Here is a 15,700-nt window from a genome sequence, read left to right as displayed (position 1 = left end):
TTAATTAAACCATAATTGATTTAAAAAGCCTGAAAAGATTAAAAAACTAAAACAAACTGTATTAAAAGTTAAAAAGATGCCCAAATATTTGGTCCAGCGATTAGACAGAATTTGTTTACGATGCCGTTTCTTAAATCTTAACCAAGCATCAGTCCCGATAATTAAACAGGCGTGAAATAACCCATACACAATATAGTACCAAGTCTCGCCGTGCCAAATTCCCATTAAACCAAACAAGAGCAAATAACCAATATTCGCCATTGCGATCCGACTCTTTAAAACTTTATGCTTCATCGCCCAAAAAACAAAACGCATATAAATATAATCACGGAACCAGAAGGACAAACTCATATGCCATCGATTCCAAAATTCTTTAATATTCGGTGCCAAAAACGGTTTGTTAAAGTTAATCGGAGTTTGAATTCCCATTAAATAACTGGTCCCAATTGCAAACAAACTGTAACCGGCAAAATCAAAGAACAAATACATACTATAACAATACATAACTAAAATCACATAAACAGATAGTCCTAAAAAATGACTATTGCGTTGCAATAAGGCAATGTGCTCCAAACGTGGCAACATTACCGTTCCAAATAGGTAACCTAAAAGAAACTTATATAAAAATCCTAAAAAGATATTATGCAGCCCTTTACCAATGAGCTCAACATATTGAGCTTGCGTCGGCACATTATCGTAATCTTTAATAAAGCGCCGGTAACGGTCAATTGGTCCCGATGACAACGTTGGGAAAAATAATAGAAAATGTAAGAATTTTCCTAAATGAAATTCCTTAATAGCACCGTCGCGAATTTCCATTAACATTCCGACCGTTTTAAAAGTTAAATAACTAATTCCTAAAAACGCCACAATCGAATCCCGCCCGTGATCAAAGAGGGGCGTAAATTTAACAATTGCTACTTGAATAATGGATAAGAAGACTGCTAAGGCAAAAATTCCAAATTTATTAGGTGAGTCTTTCTTCGTCCGATAATGACTGTAGCTTGCCACGATAATGACTTGGATAATCGTATACCCAATTAAAGCTAAGCCTTGTTTCAGTTTATCATTGTCAAAAATTAAAACCAAAAAGATCAGCGAAATGATTGTTTCGTACCACCGCCAACGCTTACCATGATATAAACCAATCATTAATGGCAGTAAGGCAATGAGTAACAGAATAAAATACTGTGGATTTTGATAGGGTTGCACATTAGGCATGATGATTTACCTCAGCCATCAATTTTTTCCGATCAATTTTGCCATTAGCGGTTTTCGGTAAAGCTTGTCGTACCTCAATGCGCTGGGGCACCATATATGACATGACATTTTGTGCTAACTCTTGCTTTAAGGTGGTAGATGCTTGCTCTAGTTCTTGATTCAAGACTACAAAAGCCACCAATTGGCTCACCTTATGCTGCGCATCATAACGCGGAACAGTGACAGCTTGATCAACTTGTGGCAAAGCCGCTAAATTTTGATCAATATCTTCTAGCTCAATGCGATAACCATGTAACTTCACCTGAAAATCCGTGCGTCCACGATAAAACAATAAACCGTCCGAATCCATAGTTGCCAAATCGCCAGAACGGTAAGCCAAACGTCCAGCCTGTTTTTCAAAAGCTTGAGCCGTTTTATCAGGATTATTCAAATAGCCCTTCGAAACACTGGGACCACTAATAATTAATTCCCCGGCTTGGGCTGATTGTCCTGATTCATCAACCAAGGTAATATTCGTGTCAGCTTTAGCATAACCAATTGGTAAACGCTCATACTGTTCAATGATCTGTGGAGTGATTTCAATCGAAGTTACCGCAACACAAGCTTCAGTTGGTCCATAGGTATTAAAGACTTGGGCTTGTGGAAAACGTTGTAACAGTGTTTGGACTGTACTGCGCGTTAATTCTTCACCACAAAACAAAAAATGCTGTAATTGTGGATAGTGTTGTTGATCAAAATTTTTATCTAATAAGCACAATTCCACAAAAGATGGTGTTGAAACCCATTCCTGTAAGTCTAGTGTCGGTAAAACCTGAAATAATTGCGCAAAGTTATCAGTCGTTGCTTGATCTAAAGCCAATAATTTGCCGCCCAACACTAAAGTCGGATACAAGTCCATTACCGACAAATCAAACGAATACGGCGGCTGTGATAAACAACGAACTTGCTGTGGCAAATTAAAATCAGATAACATCCAATTAACATAACTTAGCAAATTATTATGACTAATTTGAACTCCCTTAGGTACCCCCGTAGTCCCCGAAGTAAAGATAATATAAAAATTATCATCACCTTGGACACTTAAATCAGAATCTAATGGTGGTTGTGAACTAACCAAAGCGGTCTGTAATTGCTGTGGTGTAACAGTTATCACATCCAGAGTAATTGGCAACTCTTGGACACCAATTACCGCTGCTGGGTGAGCAATCTCACTAATTTGTAGTAAGCGCTCATTGGGTGAATGAACATCAACTGGAATATAGGCATGACCGGCTTTGACACAAGCTAACATAACCACTACAGTTTGAAAACTTTGATCTCCATAAATCATGACCGGCTCACCAGTCGGCAAGTCCAAACTTTGCAAATAAGCTGCTAATTGTTGACTATCATGAAATAATTCTTGATAAGAATGCTGACCGGCAGTATCTTGATAGCAAATAGCCGGATTATCTTGCGCAATCTGATCGATTGTTGTCAAAAGATTAGTTATTTTTTCATTCAAAAGGCTTCCTCCTAAAATTCATTGTAGATGAATTTACTATTATTAATACCAGAATAACTATATAAATACACCAAAGCCATAATGATGAGAAAATACAGTAAAGTCAACGATACAAACCGCACTGTTGGATGCTGCCAAAATTTTTTGAACATAAAAACTCCCCAAACTAAAAAATTTAAACAAACACATTATAACGCAATATTCTAAAAAAAAAGAACTTTCCCTCTACTACTTACAAAAAAATATCTTTTTTGCACAGTGTAAACAAAAAGTTCCTCATAAATTATTTATTAATAACTATCAAATAACGCAGCACAGTCCTGTTTAGGAGTGTTTAGCAATTACTTGTTTTAATTGGTCTTCACTTTGATAACCTACCAAAGTTTCCACAACTTGACCATCTTTTTTCAAAATTAAAGTTGGGATTGCCCGAATACCAAATTGTTCTGGTGTCTTGGGATTAGCGTCAACATCCATTTTGGTAAATTTAACATCATCGTATTGCTCAGATAATTTTTCAACTACTGGTGATTGCATCCGACAAGGACCACACCAAGTTGCCCAAAAATCGGTCAACACCAAGCCTTCTTTAGTCTCATTTGCAAAATCCTGATCAGTTAAACTGTCAACCATGAGCTCATCTCCTTTAAATAATTACATAATTTATTATAACAACTATCTATTCAGAAACCAATTAATTGCCTGGCACTTTAGCCAAACTTCACAATGGTTGCACCCTGGCCACCAGAACTAGCTGGGGCATATTCGAAAGATTTAATACGAGAATTTTGTCGTAACATTTTCCAAACGCCTTTGCGAATCACTCCTGTACCAAAGCCATGCACAATTGTGACCTGTCCGTAGCCCGCCATCAAGGCTGAATCTAAATACTGCTCCAAATCATTCATAGCCTCTTCATAACGTTCGCCTCGTAAATCAAGCTTTAAGGGGACGTTAGTATGCGCCCGTTTTTGGGAAAAATGACTCTGTTGCGCAGCAGCTGCATTTTTGACCTTAGTTAACTGTTCTGGTTTTAATTTCATTTTGATAATTCCCAATTGCACTTCAAAATTACCTTTTTTATCCTGACCAACGACCACTCCATCTTGACCATATTCATCAACATGGACATCATCGCCCACTTTGATCTGTTGCTTGCGTTTTTCCCGTTGCAAGACCTTATTTTTTTTGAGCACGGGGTCTTGATGCAAGTTTTTCAAACCAGTTTTGGCCGCAATAATTCGATCTTCTTTGATTAAATTAGGGGCTTTTTTTTGTAAACGGTGCAAATCTTGAATAATTTGGTCTGATTGTTGTTGTGCTTGATCCACCAGCTGATTGGCTTGTTGACGAGCCTGATTTAAAATTTGATCTTGTTGTTGTTCTAAAGCTTGTTGCTCTTGTTTTAATTGTCGTTCTTGCGCTTGCAGTTGTTGGGATTGTTGTTGATAATGCTGATATTGTTTTTCAAATTGCTTCCGCTGACGCTCTAGATCTTGAATCATTTCATTCAAATCTTGATCAGCGCCACTCTGTAAATGGCGTGCCCGCTCAACAATCGTGGTTTGCATCCCTAGTCTTTGAGCAATATCAAAAGCATTACTACTTCCTGGAATCCCAATTAACAATCGATAAGTAGGCTTTAAAGTTTGCAAATCAAATTCCATGGAAGCATTGGTTGTTTGCGGATAGTTATAAGCAAATAATTTTAACTCAGGATAATGGGTGGTGACCATCAATAAGCAATGACTTTGACTCATCGCCTCAATTACAGCAATTGCCAAGGCTGCTCCTTGTTGTGGATCCGTGCCCGCACCTAATTCGTCTAATAAAACTAAACTAGAATCGCTTAATTGCGGTAACATTGTAATAATGTTGTCCATATGTGACGAGAACGTACTCAAATTTTGTTCGATTGATTGTTCGTCACCAATATCAGCAAAAATTTCAGTCATGACTGCTACTTTACTCCCCGTTTGTGCAGGAATAAATAACCCCGATTGCGCCATTAATTGCAATAAGCCGACCGTTTTTAACGTTATCGTCTTACCACCCGTATTTGGACCCGTAATAATTAAATTCTGAAAATCTTGCCCCAAATTAATCGTATTCGCTACGACCTGTTGCGCATCAATTAGCGGATGACGTGCTTGATTTAAAGCAATAACTTGATTAGCAGTGACTATTGGCTGAGTAGCTTGTTGTTGTTGCGCCAATTGTGCTTTAGCTTGAATTAAGTCCAATTGGCCAATTAAATCGCTGTCTTGTTGTAACTCGGTGACGTAAGGTCGCAATAAATCACTTAATTGCTGATAAATGCGTTGAATAATTTGTTTTTCTAAAGCTTGTTGCTCTTGAATCGTATTATTTAAATTAATGACACTCTGAGGTTCTACATAAACTGTTTGACCACTAGCACTTTGGTCATGAATAACTCCACCAAAGTGATTGCGTGCCTCTTGACGCACAGGTAAAACTAAGCGGCCATCGCGAATGGTAATTAAATTTTCTGTGAGATATTTGCGACTATTGCCTTGTAAATAATGATCCATTTGGGCCCGTACTTTTTGTTGCGAATGATTAATTGTCCGCCGAATTTGCTTTAATTGCGGATCAGCATCATCTAACAGATTCCCTTGTTCATCGACCGATTGCTGCAAACGTTCATTAATACTAGCTAGTGTAACGAGTTGCTCACCATAGCGGTATAACTGATTTAATGACACCCCATCAACACGTAATTGATCAAAGAAAGTCTTTAATTGATTGCTAACCCGTAATACACTACTAACTCGATATAGTTCATTACCATTGAGCACTGCGCCAATTTTAATGCGCTTTAATTCAGATTGTAATTCGTGAACCGGTTCTAACGGCAAATCTTGTGCTAAGCGATGTAATTCCACAATATCGGCAGTTTCATCCAGTAATTGCTGCACCAAAGACCGCTTGGTTTGCGGTTTTAATTGTTTCAGTTGTCGTTTTCCCGGCTCTGTTATTAAAAATGGCGTCATTAAGTTTAAAATTTTGTCGTACTCCAACGTTTCTAAAATCCGTTGATTCATCTTGTTCTTCCTTTATTGTTAAATTAATTTCACAACATTACATCAATATTGTTCGTCAGCTGGCGCTGTCTGTATAACTACCAGCATACTTTGAATAAATTTTCAGTAGTGGTTAATTTTCTAACCAAACAAAAAACTGAGTCCAAAGTTCTTAGAATTTGCGATAACCTAGACAAATCTTTTCAGTAAGCACACCTTTTGATTTGTTCCCATTATTTTGCATGTTCTAAATAACTTTATGCTCAGTTTCTTTATAAAACACCAATTAACAAATTAGTAAACAATTGTGTTAGTCCAGTTGAGTAACGGATCATTGTTGAAGCAATTGTCGAACGACTTAAAATATGCTGCAAGCCCGTAATTGGAATTAAGGCTAAAATATATAAGACCATAAAAATTCCCACATAATTGCATACTAAAGCCAAAATTGCACTCAAAGGGCGATTAAAATCACCGCCGAAAGAAAGATACGTCAAATCGTTAAAATACGCTCCAACTATTCGCGTTAAACACCAACCACCAAAAACCACAAATAAGAATGCAATTCCTAAATAAAAGGAACTATCTAAACTTAATCGTACACGTTGACTAAAAAAAGCAAAATAGCTTTGCGGCGAAGCGGATGGATAAGGAACAATTAAGTCTAATTTAGGACCTAACCAGCGATAAGTGCCCCACGCACAAACGAAACTAATTACATAACCGATTGTATAAACGCTTTGCAGCGCTAATCCTCTTCTAATCCCAGCATAAATTCCGTAAGCCAAAGTTAGAATTATTAATACACTTAACATTCTGACACCTGATCATTATAAAATTTATTGTTGTGAATTATCTTCATCACTAGAAAAGGTATTTAAAACTTCCTGTACCATTTCCCACTCATCGTCATCAGTAATTGGCATCAAGTCACCAGAAGTTACATCCCCATTTTCATCAGGAATAAAGCTAAAAGCTTGAATTTCAATTTCATCGTCATCTTCTTGAGCAGCGCGATACATTAGAACATATGATTTGCCATAATCATCCGAATCAAATGTAAATAAAATTTTATAAACTTCTTGGTTGCCTTGATCGTCACTTAAGACAATTTCTTGGTCAATATTTTCAGGTTTGCCGTCCATTAGTTAACCTCTCTACTGTGGATTAGCCTTTTGATAGGCCAGTTTATCTAAATAATTTTGCAGAATCATCATCGCTGCGACTTCATCAATTACTTGATGACGTTTATGCCGTGATACATCAGCCTCTTCGATCAACATCCGTTGAGCTTGCACTGTCGTTAAGCGTTCATCAATATAATCAACGGGTAAATTAAACTTTGTGGCAATCATTTTACCATATTCTTGGGATTTAGTAACACGTTCACCCTCAGAATTATCCATATTTTTAGGTAAGCCCACGACAAATTGCTCTACTTGATATTGCTGTACTAACTGTGCCAAGCGCTCCAAACCAAACTCTTGTTGGTCTTCATCAATGCGGATAATTTCGACACCTTGAGCAGTCCAGCCTAGTAGGTCACTCACCGCGACACCAACGGTCTTGGAGCCAACATCTAAGCCCATAATTCTCAATGATTGTCACCATTTTCTAAATAATAACGAACTAATTCTTCAATAATTTCATCCCGCTCATGCTTTAGAATCAAATTACGCGCATCATTATAACGGGGAATATAAGCTGGATCACCCGACAACAGATAACCTACAATTTGGTTGATAGGATTATACCCCTTATCTTCCAGTGCCTTATAAACCTTTTGCAAAGTATCGCGAACATCCTGTCTTCGACTCTCGTTGAAGTCAAAGCTCATTGTATTATCTAAAGAACTCACAAGCTACACCTCTTTTTATAATCCTTATCATACTCAAAAACTGATTCAATCACAAATCTATTTTCAAGTAATCATTATATCATAGTCTAAAAAGAGGTCCTTGACCATTGATTAAGCTTGAGCAATTAATTGACGGGCCAAAGTTAAAGCTGCATCTAATCCAGTAGCATCTTTTCCGCCCGCCTGGGCTAATTGATCGCGACCACCGCCGCCGCCATTGATTTTCGGAGCAATTTGCTTAATTAATTGTCCAGCTGTCAATCCTTGGGCAATCGCCTTAGAACTAGCAGCTACAATTAAATTAGCTTTACTTCCGTTTTTAGTTCCCAATACCAAGACATCTGATTGCGACTTTTGCTTCCAAGTATCTGCCATTTGCCGCAATTCATTCATTCCCGTATCGGGTACGGCTGTAATAATCGCTGTCATGGAACCAAGTTGTTCAACTTGATTTAATAAGTCACCGGCTTCTTGTTGGGCCACCTTGGCTTTTAAATCTCGTAATTTTTGCTTAGTACTCTTTAATTCGGCGGTCAATTGTGTGACTTTTTCAGGCAAAACTTTCATCTGCGGAACTTTTAATTCTTGCTGCATTTGTTGCAAATAATGCAACTGTTCTTGATCGGCCTCGTAAGCTTCTTGGCTCGTAACCGCCGTAATTCGTCTGACACCGGAACCAATAGCTGTTTCAGCAATAATCTTAAACATGCCAATTTCGGCCGTGTTTTTGACATGCGTACCACCACAAAATTCCATGGAAAAGTCAGCAATTTTCACAACTCGGACTTGATCCCCATACTTGTCATCAAATAGTGAAATGGCACCTAATTTCTTCGCCGATTGTAAATCTGTTTCAATCGTTTCTACAGGAATTTCTTGCCAAATTTGTTCATTAACGATTTGCTCAATTTGGCGCAACTGCGCGTCAGTCAAACGATCTAAACTAGTAAAATCAAAGCGCAGATAATCTGGCTCGACTAATGAACCAGCTTGATGGGTTTTATCGCCCAAAACATTCCGTAACGCCTGATCCAATAAATGCGTAGCTGTATGATTCCGCCGAACTTTTTTCCGGAAAGTTTGATCAATAGCTAAATGATAGGTTTGGCCTTGCACCAACGGTGCTTTGACATCAACTAAATGTAAATTTTGACCATTTGGTGCATGTTGAACGTCGATAACTTGGGCAACCGTGGTTCCGTTTTGGTCTTGAATCACCCCAATATCGGCCACTTGACCACCCATTTCAGCGTAAAAAGGCGTTCGATCAAAAATTAATTGTGCTTGACCAGCTTTGACCTCAGCAACTGTTTGATCAGCCACGATAATCGCTTGTAAAACACCATCATCAATGCTCATTTGGTCATAACCAACAAATTCGCTCTCAATGTTTAAGCCCATTAATAATTGATCTTGATTACCCATAGACTGTTGTTTACCACGTGCTTGCCGAGCACGTTGCTTTTGTTGCTCCATTTTGGCATCAAATCCAGCGCGATCGACACTTAAACCTTGCTCTTGTGCTGACTCAACCGTTAATTCATACGGAAAACCATAGGTATCAAACAATTTAAAAGCCGCACTACCACTAATTTGTTGGCTGCCGTTAGCTTTAACTTGAGCAATCGTTTCATTTAGCAAAGCTAAACCATCATTCAAGGTTTCGGCAAACCGTTTTTCTTCACTAGCAATCACCTTTTGAATATATTCTAATTGGGCCAATATTTCTGGATAATAACTGTCCATAATTTTTCCAACTACAGGAACTAATTGACTTAAAAATGGACCTTGAATTCCTAATTTATGACCATTTAAAACCGCGCGTCGAATTAAACGCCGCAAAACATAGCCCCGACCTTCATTCGAAGGCAAAGCGCCATCACCAATTGCAAAACTAACCGTCCGAACATGATCGGCAATAATCTTAAAAGCCACATCATCGCTAGCAACAACGCCGTAATGTTTATCAGCAGTAAAAGTTTCTGTAGCTCGAATGATTGGTAAGAACAAGTCAGTTTCAAAATTTGTTGGTGCATTTTGAATCACGGAAACAATCCGTTCTAAGCCCATACCAGTATCAATATTTTTATGTGGTTGATCCACATATTGACCGTCAGGCAAATGGTTTAACTGGGAGAACACGATGTTCCAAATTTCCAAGTAACGTGCATTTTCGCCCCCGGGATAATTCTCAGGATCGTTTTCCGCAACATCGTTATTTTCCTGTCCGCGATCATAAAAGATTTCAGAATCTGGACCGCAAGGACCCACCCCAATATCCCAAAAGTTATCTTCAACTTTATAGATATGATCAGGCTGCACACCTTGCTTAATCCAACAATCATAAGCCGCTTGGTCCTTAGGATAAACTGTGACAAATAATTTTTCCGGATCAAAATCAAACCACTCGGGACTAGTCAACAACTCCCATGCCCAAGCAACAGCCTGGTCTTTAAAATAATCACCGACTGAAAAATTACCTAACATTTCAAAAAAGGTTTGATGTCGAGCAGTATGTCCCACATTTTCAATATCATTAGTACGAATACTTTTTTGTGCCGAAACTAAACGCGGATTTTTCGGAATTACTTCACCGTCAAAGTATTTTTTCATCGTTGCTACACCAGAATTAATCCACAATAATGTTGGATCATCCTTGGGTACTAATGATGCACTTGGCTCAATCGTATGACCTTTTTGAGCAAAAAAATCTAAGAACATTTGGCGCACTTGCGCACTAGTCATTTGTTTCATAATTTCACTCCTCAATAAAAAAACAAAATCATTGCTTCACAAGGGCGCTTAAGCGTGGTACCACCTTGATTGCAACGATTTTGTCGTTTGCCACTTCATTTATTATTTTAATTTAAACGTTGGGAGCACTGCATTAAAACCAACAGGTAATTCCACCAACCTTACCCTCTCTCAAGAAAGTTTAAACACAGCATATCCAATTAATTTTAATAATAATTTTAAAATTCTAGAAAGTCAATTCTTTTTCAATAATCTGCTCATAAAAAATGCCTCCAAAAATTAAGATTATTGTCCTAATTCTCAGAGAGGCATATCATACTAAACATTTTAGTGCTGTTGTTTCCGCATTTTTTTGCGTTGGTTGCGCTGAGCACGTTGTTCTATTTTACGTTTTTGCCGTCGGTCTTGGTCAACCGCTTGTTTAATTTTCTTACGATAACCAGGCTTTTTCTTCTTTTTTTCTTTTTTAACTAAGCCGACTAAAGTTGGATCTAACTGATGCTGCGAAGCCGTGCGTTGTTGGCGGCGATCATGCTGATGGGTCGCAACTAATTCACCGTTTTTAATTTCTTTAGCTGCAAATTTGATTCCTAAATTTTCTAAATGTTGTAACTTTTCTTCCTCTTCCGGCGCATATAACGTAATAGCGCTCCCGGCCATTTGATTGCGCCCAGTCCGTCCCACGCGGTGAACAAAAAAGTCATCATCGTCCGGAATTTCATAATTAACTACATGAGAAACTCCCGGAATATCAATCCCCCGAGCAGCTAGATCAGACGCTACGACAAATTGATAATCCATATTTTCAATCGCCTTCATGGTGCGCTTACGTTCCCGTGGCGTTAATCCGCCATGAATGCGGGCAACATTTAACCCTTTAACTTTCAAAAAATTAAAAACTTCATCAACCGTTTTTTTCGTATTCGCAAAGATTAACGCTAAATACGGTTGACCTAAGGTTAAAACTTGATATAAAACAGTCTTCCGATCCCGCCCACGCGTAAAAATTGCCAAATTCGTAATATTAGGGGCAATAATTGTTGGAACTGCTAGTTTAATCACTTGTGGTTCATATAAATATTTTTTCAAAAATGGTTGTAACTTATCCGGGATTGTTGCTGAAAACACCATCGTTTGTAATTTGTCAGGCAAACTGCTGGCAATATGGTCGACCTCTTGCAAAAAACCTAAATCCAAAGTCATATCAGCTTCATCAATCACAAAATATTTAGTTTGGTAAACCAAGAGCGCCTGATTTTTGATCAAATCCCAAATTCGTCCTGGAGTACCAATAACAATTTGAGGTTGCTGCTGTTTCAAGTGTTGTACTTGTTTTAATTTATCGGTTCCTCCAACATATAAACCAATGTGCAAATCTAAAGTACTCGTTTGAATTAATTGCTGTGCTGCTTCGCGAATTTGATACGCTAATTCCCGACTGGGAGCAGTAATTAATAATTGTACTTGTTTAGTAGCCGTTAACTGATTAATTAACGGTAACAAATATGCGTGCGTTTTGCCACTACCCGTTTGTGCCTGGACAATCACATCATGACCTTTTTGGATCACTGGAATGACTTGCTGTTGAACGTTAGTAGGCTGCTGAAAATTAATTTTAGTCAGCGCTGTCTTCAAAAATTCTGCAAAATGATAATCTGCAAAATTAGCCATAATTTTAACCTCAAATTTCCTTAATCTCTATCTTAATCGTCTAATTTAGCTTGTAGTTGCTGATAAATTTGTTCCACCTCTGCCAAATCTTGCGCATTAGCACCACTAGCTAGTGGATGTCCGCCACCATCATGTTGTGCTGCCAAATCATTAATGGCTACTTGCTTAGAACGCAAATGAATACGGTAAGTGCCATCAGCTTTAGCTACCGCAATGACCCAAGATTGAACATTCTTTAACCGCCCGGGTGTCCCAACGACCACATGAGCATCTGCCTGCTGTAAACCTAATTTCGTTAACAATTCAGCTGGCAAAACCACTTTGGCTGCACCATTAGGAGCAATCACTAAATGTTCAAAGACATAACCTTGTAATTTGGCTTGTTCTAACGTCATTTGCCCCATATTGCGATTTAAAGCGGCGGCATCAAAACGATAACCAATTAATTGCGCAGCTAAAGCTAAAGTATGAGAAGTTGTACTTTGATACATGAAGCGTCCCGTATCACCGACTATTCCTGCATATAAAGCGCGGGCTGCTTGGTCCGTGAAAACCAAATCAGAACCAGCACTATTAATTAAATCACCGATAATTTCTGAACAACTCGAAGCACTCGTATTCACATACTGTAAATCACCATATGAATCCACATTGGGATGGTGATCAATTTTAATCAGTTTTTCACCTTCACTATAACGCTGATCACTAATGCGCGGTTGATTAGCTGTATCAACGACAATCACTAATGCTTGTTGATACTGCAGATCACTAACTTGATCCATCGTACTAATCCAGTCTAAATCACCGACTGACCCCCCCGCTAACAAAACCGTTTTATCCGGATAAGTTGCTTGAATGCTGGATGCTAAACCTAACTGTGACCCTAGAGCATCTGGATCAGGATTTTCATGTCGATGGATAATGATTCGCTCATATTGTTTAATTTGGGTAATAATTTCTCCAAAAGTATTCATAATCTTCTCCTAAAAAAGCTCAATTTCCTCAAAATTTTGTGGCACTAAGTTGGTTACCGTAATTCCTAATAAGCGCAGTGGTTGATTCTCTAACATTAAAGTGGCTAACAATTCTTGGCTAGTTTGGTAGATTAATTGTGCATTATTAGTCCAATTAGTCAAAGTCTTGCGCCGTGTATAAGTCACAAATGCCATCGTCCGAACTTTTAAAACAATCGTTTGCCCGTGCAGCTGCTTTTGTTGCAAAGTTTGTGCCACCGACTTTGCTTGTTCCTTTAAAACATCATTAATCTCTTGGTCATTAAAAATTGGTCGATCAAAGGAACGTTCATTACCAATCGATTTATGCTGGCGCTGTGAGCTCACTTGGCGATCATCAATTCCGTGAATTCGCTGATACAATAGAAAACCCGTTTTCCCCAACAATCGCGTTAAAAAAGTCACTGGACATTGTTGCAACTGTTGACCGGTAGTTAAGCCAGCTTGTGCTAGTTTAGCTTGTGTGGCTTTACCAATACCATGTAATTTAGCAATCGGCATCTGCGCCAAAAAATTCAACGCTTGGTTGCTACTAATTACCGTGCGCCCGAATGGTTTAGCATAATCAGATGCCATTTTAGCTAAAAATTTATTATAAGAAATTCCTACCGAACAAGTTAATTGTAATGAATTCTTGATAGTATGCTGAATTAACGCGGCAACCTCAATTGGATCTTCCATCTGCAAATGATTATGCGTAATATCTAAATAAGCTTCATCAAACGCTACAGGCTCCCAAACAGCCGTAATCTTCGCAAAAATCTGGTGAATTTGTTGTGAAACTTGCCGATATAACTTAAAATTCGGATCCGTAAATTGCAATTGCTCGGCAGGGATTAACTCCAATGCCTTAATCGCTGGCATTGCCGAATGTACCCCAAACTTCCGCGCCTGGTAATTAGCAGTAGTAATAACGCCATGACCATTGTGCAAGCGCGGATCGCGAGCAATGACTAGCGCTTTATGGCGATAAGCTGGATGCTCACGTTCTTCCACTGAAGCGTAAAAAGCATCCATATCAACATGCAGAATTTGACGTTGATCATTAATAACAATGGGTAATTCCCAAAAATCAGAGTTCAAGATTATCCGAATTCCAAATCCACTCGTTGCCATCTTTCGCTAATAAATCGTCACTAGCTTGAGGGCCAAAACTATTACTGTAGTAATTAGGGAACTCAGGCTGAATTTGATCAAAATATTGGCGAATCCGATCAATAAAGCGCCAAGTGTAATACTGTTCTTGCCAATTGGTAAAATTAGTTTGATTGCCCAACAAAATATCAATTAATAATTTTTCATAGGCTTCCTGTGAGTTAACCATGCTATCTAACAATTCATGAAAATCTAAAGTTTTCAAAGAATTGCGCAAACCCTCTCCTGGTGTCGTCAAGTTCAAACTCAATTTAATTCCCTGCGTTGGTTCTACTACAATTGTCAGTACTGGTCGACAAGGTCTGATTTGTTGCGGTAAAACTTGAGCAAAAATATTATCAGTTTGTTCATTAAAAACAATATCAATCCGCGTAGCTTTCTGACGTAATCTCTTACCAGAGCGAACATAAAATGGTACATTTTGCCAACGTTCATTATCAATCAAAATTTTTCCAGCAATAAAAGTTTCTACGACTGAATTATCGGCTACATCATCCGCTGCTCGATAAGAGCGATGATAACCTTTCTTATCAGTACCATATTGACCGCGCACAAAATAGCGCTCAACTTCTTGAGCTGAATATAACTGTAATTGCGAGAATAATTTGACTTTTTGTTGGTGCACTGCATCAGACGTAAAGACCGACGGCTGATCCATCGCCAATAACCCCAAAATTTGTAAGGCGTGATTTTGAATCATATCACGCAAAGCACCAGCTGTTTCATAATAACCCGCACGTTCACCCACACCCAAGGTCTCAGCCAAGGTAATTTGCACATTATTAATATACTGCTTATTCCAAACAGCTTCTAACATCGGATTCGTAAAGCGCAGAATCGGCAAAGCCTGAACCATTTCTTTTCCCAAATAATGATCAATACGATAGATCTGTTTTTCTTGGAAAGTGGCTGCAATACTATCGTTTAATTCCTGTGCGCTTTTTAAATCACGCCCAAATGGCTTCTCGATGACCAAACGGTTAAAACCCGTCGCTGTTAATAAATGTTCTGAATTAATATGTTGTGCCACCACTCCAAAAAACTTGGGCGCAATCGCCATATAAAAAATTTGATTAGCGCCAGTTTGATATTTTTGATCTAAACTAGATGCCAATTTTTTTAAGGCAACATAGTGTTCGGCATCATTAACATCATGTGATTGATAATAAAAATGTTGTAAAAATTGATCAATCTGGTCTTGATCGGCAGTTTCATCAACAATTGATTGTAAAATCGTTTGCCGAAAATATTCGTGGCTCCAAGCCCTTCGCGCTGTACCAATTACTGCAAAATGCTGTTTTAAATAACCTTTTAAATATAATTTGAAAAGCGCAGGATATAATTTACGGTGTGCTAAATCACCTGAGCCACCAAAAATAATAAAAATAACTTTTTGTTCCTGCATTATTCATACCTCACACATCGTAATTTTTGTTTTTGGATTGTAGTTATATAAAATTACTCCAGCATAATAATTACA

14 protein-coding genes are annotated in these 15,700 nt (G+C 38.2%); all 14 read right to left on the bottom strand.

Annotated elements, in window-relative coordinates; translation table 11 throughout:
- Window positions 1-1,221, bottom strand: coding sequence for a D-alanyl-lipoteichoic acid biosynthesis protein DltB (dltB, locus tag AC3B6Y_RS06260; protein WP_489790719.1), 1,221 nt, complete (start codon window positions 1,219-1,221; stop codon window positions 1-3).
- On the bottom strand, window positions 1,214-2,725 hold the full coding sequence (gene dltA / locus AC3B6Y_RS06255) for a D-alanine--poly(phosphoribitol) ligase subunit DltA (protein WP_489790718.1): 1,512 nt from the start codon (window positions 2,723-2,725) through the stop codon (window positions 1,214-1,216). Before dltA ends, dltB begins: the two co-directional genes overlap by 8 nt.
- Window positions 2,726-2,736: 11 nt before the next feature.
- Window positions 2,737-2,877 (bottom strand): teichoic acid D-Ala incorporation-associated protein DltX, encoded by a 141-nt coding sequence (locus AC3B6Y_RS06250; protein WP_489757255.1) that lies wholly within the window; start codon window positions 2,875-2,877, stop codon window positions 2,737-2,739.
- A gap of 172 nt (window positions 2,878-3,049) precedes the next feature.
- Window positions 3,050-3,358, bottom strand: a complete 309-nt coding sequence (gene trxA, locus AC3B6Y_RS06245) for a thioredoxin (RefSeq protein ID WP_489757254.1) — start codon at window positions 3,356-3,358, stop codon at window positions 3,050-3,052.
- A gap of 77 nt (window positions 3,359-3,435) precedes the next feature.
- Complete coding sequence (locus AC3B6Y_RS06240) at window positions 3,436-5,790, bottom strand: endonuclease MutS2 (RefSeq protein ID WP_489790716.1); 2,355 nt, start codon at window positions 5,788-5,790, stop codon at window positions 3,436-3,438.
- A 251-nt stretch (window positions 5,791-6,041) separates the two neighbouring features.
- Window positions 6,042-6,584: a CvpA family protein gene (locus AC3B6Y_RS06235; protein ID WP_489757252.1), complete on the bottom strand. Its 543-nt coding sequence runs from the start codon at window positions 6,582-6,584 to the stop codon at window positions 6,042-6,044.
- Window positions 6,585-6,608: 24 nt separating this feature from the next.
- Window positions 6,609-6,914: a DUF1292 domain-containing protein gene (locus tag AC3B6Y_RS06230; protein ID WP_489757251.1), complete on the bottom strand. Its 306-nt coding sequence runs from the start codon at window positions 6,912-6,914 to the stop codon at window positions 6,609-6,611.
- Between the two features lie 12 nt (window positions 6,915-6,926).
- Entirely contained in the window at window positions 6,927-7,367 is a 441-nt protein-coding gene (gene ruvX, locus AC3B6Y_RS06225) for a Holliday junction resolvase RuvX (RefSeq protein ID WP_489757250.1), read from the bottom strand.
- Window positions 7,364-7,627 carry an IreB family regulatory phosphoprotein gene (locus AC3B6Y_RS06220; protein ID WP_489757249.1) on the bottom strand — a complete coding sequence of 88 codons (264 nt, stop codon included), beginning with the start codon at window positions 7,625-7,627 and terminating at the stop codon, window positions 7,364-7,366. Before AC3B6Y_RS06220 ends, ruvX begins: the two co-directional genes overlap by 4 nt.
- 111 nt (window positions 7,628-7,738) lie before the next feature.
- Window positions 7,739-10,381 carry an alanine--tRNA ligase gene (gene alaS / locus AC3B6Y_RS06215; protein ID WP_489790714.1) on the bottom strand — a complete coding sequence of 881 codons (2,643 nt, stop codon included), beginning with the start codon at window positions 10,379-10,381 and terminating at the stop codon, window positions 7,739-7,741.
- A 327-nt stretch (window positions 10,382-10,708) separates the two neighbouring features.
- The gene (locus AC3B6Y_RS06210; RefSeq protein ID WP_489757247.1) at window positions 10,709-12,052 is read right to left on the bottom strand and encodes a DEAD/DEAH box helicase; all 1,344 of its coding nucleotides are present in this window, start codon (window positions 12,050-12,052) and stop codon (window positions 10,709-10,711) included.
- Between the two features lie 32 nt (window positions 12,053-12,084).
- Window positions 12,085-13,026: a DHH family phosphoesterase gene (locus AC3B6Y_RS06205; RefSeq protein WP_489757246.1), complete on the bottom strand. Its 942-nt coding sequence runs from the start codon at window positions 13,024-13,026 to the stop codon at window positions 12,085-12,087.
- 9 nt (window positions 13,027-13,035) lie between these two features.
- A complete protein-coding gene (gene dinB, locus AC3B6Y_RS06200; RefSeq protein ID WP_489757245.1) occupies window positions 13,036-14,181 on the bottom strand; it encodes a DNA polymerase IV in 1,146 nt (381 codons plus the stop codon).
- Window positions 14,138-15,625 carry a glucose-6-phosphate dehydrogenase gene (gene zwf, locus AC3B6Y_RS06195; RefSeq protein ID WP_489790712.1) on the bottom strand — a complete coding sequence of 496 codons (1,488 nt, stop codon included), beginning with the start codon at window positions 15,623-15,625 and terminating at the stop codon, window positions 14,138-14,140. The genes dinB and zwf overlap by 44 nt, the downstream gene beginning before the upstream one ends.
- Window positions 15,626-15,700 lie beyond the last annotated feature (75 nt).

The organism is Bombilactobacillus sp. ESL1092, assembly GCF_058107465.1.
The sequence above is the reverse complement of the archived record's forward strand: the minus strand, read 5'-3'. Positions and strand labels throughout refer to the sequence as shown.